Source organism: Paracraurococcus lichenis, from assembly GCF_030657435.1.
Lineage (GTDB): Bacteria > Pseudomonadota > Alphaproteobacteria > Acetobacterales > Acetobacteraceae > Paracraurococcus > Paracraurococcus lichenis.
In genome coordinates this window covers 1-6,160 of the sequence record NZ_JAUTWS010000168.1, presented here as the reverse complement: position 1 = coordinate 6,160, position 6,160 = coordinate 1, and the positions used below count along the sequence as shown (strand labels likewise).

Sequence of the window (6,160 nt, the reverse complement as noted above, 5' to 3'; positions counted from 1 at the left end):
CTTCTCCCACCCCGATGACGGCGTGCAGGCCACCGGCTCGATCAGATAGTAGCTGCACATCTGCAGGAAGCGCCGGTTGTAGGCGCGCTCTTTGCCAACGAAGATCGCGTCCACCGCGGTCTTCATGTTGTCGTAGATCCCGCGCGTGCAGGCACCCCGGAAGAACGCAAAGGCACGGTCGTGCGCGTCGAACACCATCTCCTGCGTCTCGCGTGGATAGGCGCGGACGAACATCATCCGGCTATGGCACAGCCGGACATGCGCGACTTTCACCGTCACGGTCGCGCCGTCCAGCACTACGACCTCGTGGCTCCAGTCGAACTGGTACGCCTCGCCGGGTGCGAAGCTCAGCGGCACGAAGGTCGCCGCGGGCAGTGACGCGCGGGCCTTCTCCCACGCCCGCGCATGCCGCCGCACCGTGTCGTAGCCACCCTCATAGCCGAGCGCCCGGAGCGCCTCGAACAGCCGGATCAGCGCCAGCTTCTCGCGCGACGACCGCGCCGCGTTCTCCTCCAGCAGCCGATCGAGCTCGCCCTGCCACGCGCCCAACTTCGGCAAAGGCTGGCGCGTCCGCTCGTAGCGGAACTCCGTCGCGCCAGACCGCAGGACCTTCCGGACCACCTTCCGCGACAAGCCAAGCTCACGGCAGATCGCCTTGATCGAGCGACCTTCCGCCGTATGCGTCAGCCCACGCTGGCGGGTTGACGGCTTGGCCTGAAGTTCCAGGGCAGCAGCTCGTCGATGCGGGTGATGGGATGGCCGTTTGCGAGGCGGTCGAGCACGGCCGCGATGTAGGCTTCCGGGTCTAGGCCGTTCAGCTTCGCGGTCTCCGCGATGGTGTAAATGATCGCAGCCCGTTGCCCGCCAGCATCGCTGCCAACGAATAGATAGTTCTTGCGAGTGACAGCTATACCCCTGAGCTGCCGCTCGGAGAGGTTGTTGTCGATCGAGAGCCTGCCGTCCTCGATGTAGCGAGACAGCGCGTCCCAGCGGTTCAGCGCATATTGCAGCGCCTTGGCCAATGTGGATTTGCTGGACAGCCGGCGCCGCTGCTGCAACATCCAGGCGTGCAAGGCGTCGAGCAGCGGCTTGCTCTCTGCCTGCCGCACGGCGCGGCGGTGCTCGGGCGCCTGGCCGTTGATCGCCGCCTCGATCGCATAGAGCTCGCCGATCCGCCGCAAAGCCTCCTCGGCGATCGGCGACTTGGTGCTGTCGTAGACCTTGAACAACTCGCGCCGGGCATGGGCCATGCAGGCGACATGCGTGATCTGCGGCGGCTTGCTGCCCTTCGCCGCGGTCAGCGCGTCGTAGCCGGCATAGGCATCGGCGTGCAGCCAGCCGGCATAGCCGGCCAGGTGCTCCCGCGGCCGCTCACCCTTGCGATCGGGCGAGTAGTGGTAGATCGCCGCCGGCGGCCCGGTGCCGCCCCAGGGCCTGGGGTCGAAGGCATAGACCCAGAACCGGCCTATGCGCGTCCGGCCGCGCCCCGGGGCGAGGACGCGGATGGTGGTGTCGTCGGTCCAGATCACGCCCTGCGCCAAGGCGTAGGTGCCGATCGCCTCGGACAGCGGCCGCAGCCACCAGGCGCCGTGGCCCACCCAGTCGGCGAGCGTCTGGCGCTCGATCGCCACCCCCTCGCGCGCCAGGATGCCCGAGAGCCGGAACAGCGGCAGGCCGTCGAGGTACTTGGAGACCAGCACATGGGCGACCAGGCCGGGCCCGGGCCGGCCCCGCTCGATGGGCAGGGCCGGGGCGGGCGCCTGCAGCATGGCCTCGCAGGCCCGGCAGGCGTAGCGCGGCCGGACGTGCCGGATCACCTTCAGCCGCGCCGGGATCTTCTCCAACACCTCTGTGACGCTCTCGCCGAGCCGCGTCAGGCGGGCAGGATCGGTGCAGCCGCAATGGCAGGCGAGGACGGGCTCGTGCACCACCGTCTCGCGCGGCAGATGCTCGGGCAGTGGCCGGCGCGTGGCGGGCTTGCGCTGGTTGCCGGATTTGCCCTTGCTCCGGCGCTCCTTCTCCGCCGCCGCGGCCTCGCGCTCGGCCTGGTCCTCCTCGAGGTCGCCGATCAGCATCTCGAGTTGGTCGGCCTCGGCCGCCAGCTTCTCGGAGGAGCGGCCGTAGCGGTCGCGCCGCAGCGTCGCCAGCTGGACCTTCAGCTTCTCGATCTCGTAGCCCGCGTTGCGCAACTCGGCATCGCGTTCGGCAATCAGCGCATCGCGCTGCGCCAGCAAGGTGCGCAGCGTCTCGACGTCGTCCGGGAATGCCGCGGTGTCGAGCTCGGGGGCCACGCGTGAATCGTCGCAGGGCTCGCCGCGTCGCTGCAAATAAGGAGGGTGTTACCCGACCACCTCGGGCCGGGCTGTCCAAGCTGGCATGCGCCAATCTATGCCTTCCAGGAGCATCGAGAGCATCGCCGGGGTCAGAGAAACAACACCGCTCGTCGCCTGCGGCCACACAAAGCGACCCTTCTCCAACCTCTTGGCCACGAGTACCAGCCCCTGCCCGTCCCAGACCAAAATCTTCAGCAGGTCACCTCGACGGCCACGAAAGCAGAATACCGCGCCGCTGTACGGATCCTGCGAGAGCACAGCTTTCACCTGCGCGGCCAGGCCATCAAATCCTTTCCGCATATCCGTCGCACCGCAAGCGAGGTAGACGCGCGTACCGGGCGGTGGACCAAACATCACCGACCACCAAGCTCGGCCAGCACGACCCGCAGCACCGCCATGTCCACCCGGCCGCTGGCACGCACTGTCGCGCCCGAGGGCAAACCGATCTCGATCATGCCGGCCGCGTCAACCACATCCTCCCGTGCCGGCGCAGGTCCTGCCACACGCGGCACCTCCGGCATCACCGCCACTGGCACGAACCCCGAGACCGCCGCCGCCAGCATCTCCTTGCGCCAGGTGTAAAGCTGCGCCGTGCTCACCCCGTTCCGGTCCGCCACCGCCTGCACCACCGCACCCGGCTGCAGGCTCTCGCGGACCACCCGCACCTTGTCCCCATCGGGCCACTCGCGCCGCCGCACCGGCCGCACCTCGACCTGAACGCCCCGATCCGGCCGCGCTCGCAAAGCGCCCTTCCGACCGTCGGAAGGAGCCGCTCCGAGCGCTTCCACCACGTCAGCTTCGTCCGTCATGCCCGCCATCTCGGCAGGCATGCCCGGTCACCTCAAGGCCACTGACGGCTGACGCTTACCTTCCGCCAGGTGCAGCCGTCGGATCTTCGCAACCGTCTCCACGACCAGCATCCCGTCCATGGCTCCCGTCCATCACGGAAGCCAGCGTGAACCCCTCTCTCAGAGGGGTCCCTTTTGGACGCCGATCACCCCTCCAAGGGGGTCCCTATTCCACGCCGAATCACAAGTTGCCGAGGTACCGGGTCGCCACGCCACGGCAGCGCCCGTTTACCAGCGCTTTGATCTGGCCGTGATGCGCGTTCACCCGTCCAAGCCCGAGGCGACCCTTTTGCCGCCGCTTGGTTGGCAGCGGAGCGACCTTCACCGTCACCGGCGTGGTGGTCGGCACCACCACTCGGCGATGCTCGGCGCCTGCTTTCACCGCTGCCTTCACATAGGCCGCCGTACCGTCGGAGCAGACCACCGACCCTGGTGCGATCCGGCCATCCAGCGTCATCTCGATCGCTGTCAGCGATGGCAGGATGGCTTCGTAAACCCCGCCCGCATTGTCCAGGGCGGTCAGCACCGGCACCTGCTCATCCGACAGGCCCCGCTTGGTGGCGCCCCAGGCACGCGGGCGCGCGGCGCGGGGCTCGGGTGGCCTGCCCTTCACCCATCCTCGGTGCCCCTTGCAGGAGCGCACGAAGAACGTCTCATCGGCCTCGATCACCCCAGAGAGGATTGCCGTATTGTCCTGCGCGGCAGCCTTGAGGAAGCGGTGACGCCAGCGCCAGACAGTCGTGTGATTCACGCCGATCCCGGCCTCTACGATCTTTCTGACCGAACAGTGGTCCGTCATGTAGGACAGGTATTGGCCCCACTTGTCGGGCATCCGGGCGCGCGCCATCGGCGTGCCGGTGAGGATGTTGAAGGTGCGGCGACACTCGGAGACGCGACAACGGAACCGCTGTCGGCCGTTCTTGTCTTTGCCGTGCAGGTGAGCACTCTCAGCCCCGCAATGCGGGCAACACCGCTTGATGCAGGCCACCTCCGTGCGGCGGGCCAGAGCCACCTCCGCAACCCGCATGGACGCGACCTCGGCGACGAGCCGTTCGATGGTGATGAGCTGCTCACCCGAGGCCGCCCGGATGGTGGATTCGAGATGGCTGAGACGACGAGATTCGAGGCTGGACATAAAACATCATGTAGTCAGCCCTCGTCAGATTTTCTCGTCTCCCACACCCATGTCGAACAGCGCCTAAAACAATGCTGCACTGCAGCCTACACCGCATTCCCGATTGAGCATGAGGCACAATCTCCGTTGCTGGACGCCATGCTGCAGCCGCTCCATTCGAGACAGCCCTGGTGGTACCCTACAGCAACCGGGCGGTCGGCTGCAGCTCTCCAGGTATAGTAGCTTCCAGTTACGCGCCTGCCTTGTTGGGCCTGTGCTGACCGATATCTGACCCGTTGCACTCTCGCGCCTGAATGTCCGCAAGACACGGCGCAAGCGCAAAGACGAGCGGAAGGGTTGTCAGCGCGACCAGCGCAGTGGCGGCTGTCGCCCAATGGGCGCCGACCCAGTCGCCGAGCACGCCGTACAATACCGGCGAGATCGCCCCGGATCCGATCGTTCCCGTGTAGAAGAGAGCGAAGGCACGTTCGGCCCGATCGGGCGGCGTGAGATCGGGAACCGTGCCGTAGAGCACTGAGGACGTGCCGTTCAGCATGCCTCCCAGAACGGGCAGCAGCGCGAACAGAGGAACAGTCGGCAATACCAGTACGGCCAGGATGCAGGCTGCCGTCCCGCCTTCCGTCACCAGCACGGTCGGCAGCACGCCGATGCGGTCGCCGAGCCACCCGCAGGCGAACTTCCCGGCGGCGCCGCCAAGGAAGACGAGCGCCAATCCAACGCCGACGGCTGGCAGGGAGGCGCCCTTTTCCTGCAGCAAGAATGGCAGGAAGGTCAGGAGCCCCATCCGTACGCCGGTATCCAGCACACCGATCGCGAACAACAGCGAAAAGCCGCCATGACCTCGGCTGCTCGGCGTGCGGGGCGGCTTGACCCCTTCCACCATGCCGATGGGCGGCATGAGCAGAAGAACTATAAGTGCTACGACGGCACCGACCGCGGCGAGAAGCCAGAGCGCGCCACGCCACGGCATCAGGGTGAGCAGCAGGGAGGTGATGCCCGGAATGGCGGCTTTCCCGAGGTCGCCTGTGAAGTTGTAGGTCCCGAGCGGGCCGCGCGCCGATGCACCGTAGGCCCGGGACACCGCTGCGGAGGCGATGGGGTGCTGAGTGCTTGACCCGGCGCCGGAGAGGGCCAGCGCCCCGCACAGCCCCACCAAGCTGCCGGTGAAGCCGGCGAGCGCGTAGCCCCCAGCGGCCAGCGCGGTGCCGATGGCAAGGACGACGCGCCCGTCCACCCGCTCGGCAAGCCAGCCGGATGGAAGCTGCAGCACCGCCATGGCGGCGGCGTAGAGGCCGCGCAGCGCCGCCAACATCCCGTAGCCCAGGCCGAACTCGGCCTGCCAGAGGGGCAGCAGGACATAGATCAGGTCGGTGTAGCCGTCATGCAGGGCATGCGCGGTTCCGGCGATGGCGAGCGTGCACCTGGCGTCCGGGTGCTCCCTCGGACGGCTTGCGGGCGCGGTGGCCCCGGGCCGTCGGGTGTCCTCCTTGGTCATCCCGGCTTTCCCGCCCCGTCGGCCTTCGCCGCCATGGCCAGGGCCATCGCGGCGACAACCCGGACCACTTGCTCGAATGGCAGGAACGTACGACGCATCGACCCGACGGCACCGACGGCTCTGGCCCAGATACCAGGCCAGGATCCCCGCGCAACAGGCGGTGCGACGAAAGCTGACACGACGTTGGCGGAGCTTCCAGACCTTGTTGTCTCGGACATCACAGACGCTTCGGAATGCTGTGGGTAGCAGCGACCATGCGCCCCTTCCATGGTCCCGACAAACGACTAATACTGCGCGTTCAGGTCAGCAAAAGTCACCTGGGCCATGCTCACGTCCCGCCTTCCGTTGC

6 protein-coding genes are annotated in these 6,160 nt (G+C 67.5%); all 6 read right to left on the bottom strand.

The genetic code is table 11. The annotated features are described in order from the left end of the window. Positions 1-687: IS21 family transposase (gene istA / locus Q7A36_RS37840; protein ID WP_305108963.1), on the bottom strand; the 687-nt coding region annotated here is incomplete at its 3' end. Further along, positions 684-2,291, bottom strand: coding sequence for an IS66 family transposase (gene tnpC / locus Q7A36_RS37835; RefSeq protein ID WP_305108962.1), 1,608 nt, complete (start codon positions 2,289-2,291; stop codon positions 684-686). The genes istA and tnpC, both read right to left, overlap by 4 nt. 48 nt (positions 2,292-2,339) lie before the next feature. After that, positions 2,340-2,687, bottom strand: a complete 348-nt coding sequence (gene tnpB / locus Q7A36_RS37830) for an IS66 family insertion sequence element accessory protein TnpB (RefSeq protein ID WP_305108961.1) — start codon at positions 2,685-2,687, stop codon at positions 2,340-2,342. Further along, complete coding sequence (gene tnpA, locus Q7A36_RS37825) at positions 2,687-3,151, bottom strand: IS66-like element accessory protein TnpA (protein WP_305108960.1); 465 nt, start codon at positions 3,149-3,151, stop codon at positions 2,687-2,689. The genes tnpB and tnpA overlap by 1 nt, the downstream gene beginning before the upstream one ends. A 211-nt stretch (positions 3,152-3,362) precedes the next feature. Then, positions 3,363-4,316: an IS1595 family transposase gene (locus Q7A36_RS37820; RefSeq protein WP_305108959.1), complete on the bottom strand. Its 954-nt coding sequence runs from the start codon at positions 4,314-4,316 to the stop codon at positions 3,363-3,365. Positions 4,317-4,545: 229 nt separating this feature from the next. Further along, the gene (locus Q7A36_RS37815; protein WP_305108958.1) at positions 4,546-5,811 is read right to left on the bottom strand and encodes an MFS transporter; all 1,266 of its coding nucleotides are present in this window, start codon (positions 5,809-5,811) and stop codon (positions 4,546-4,548) included. Between the last annotated feature and the right edge of the window lie 349 nt (positions 5,812-6,160).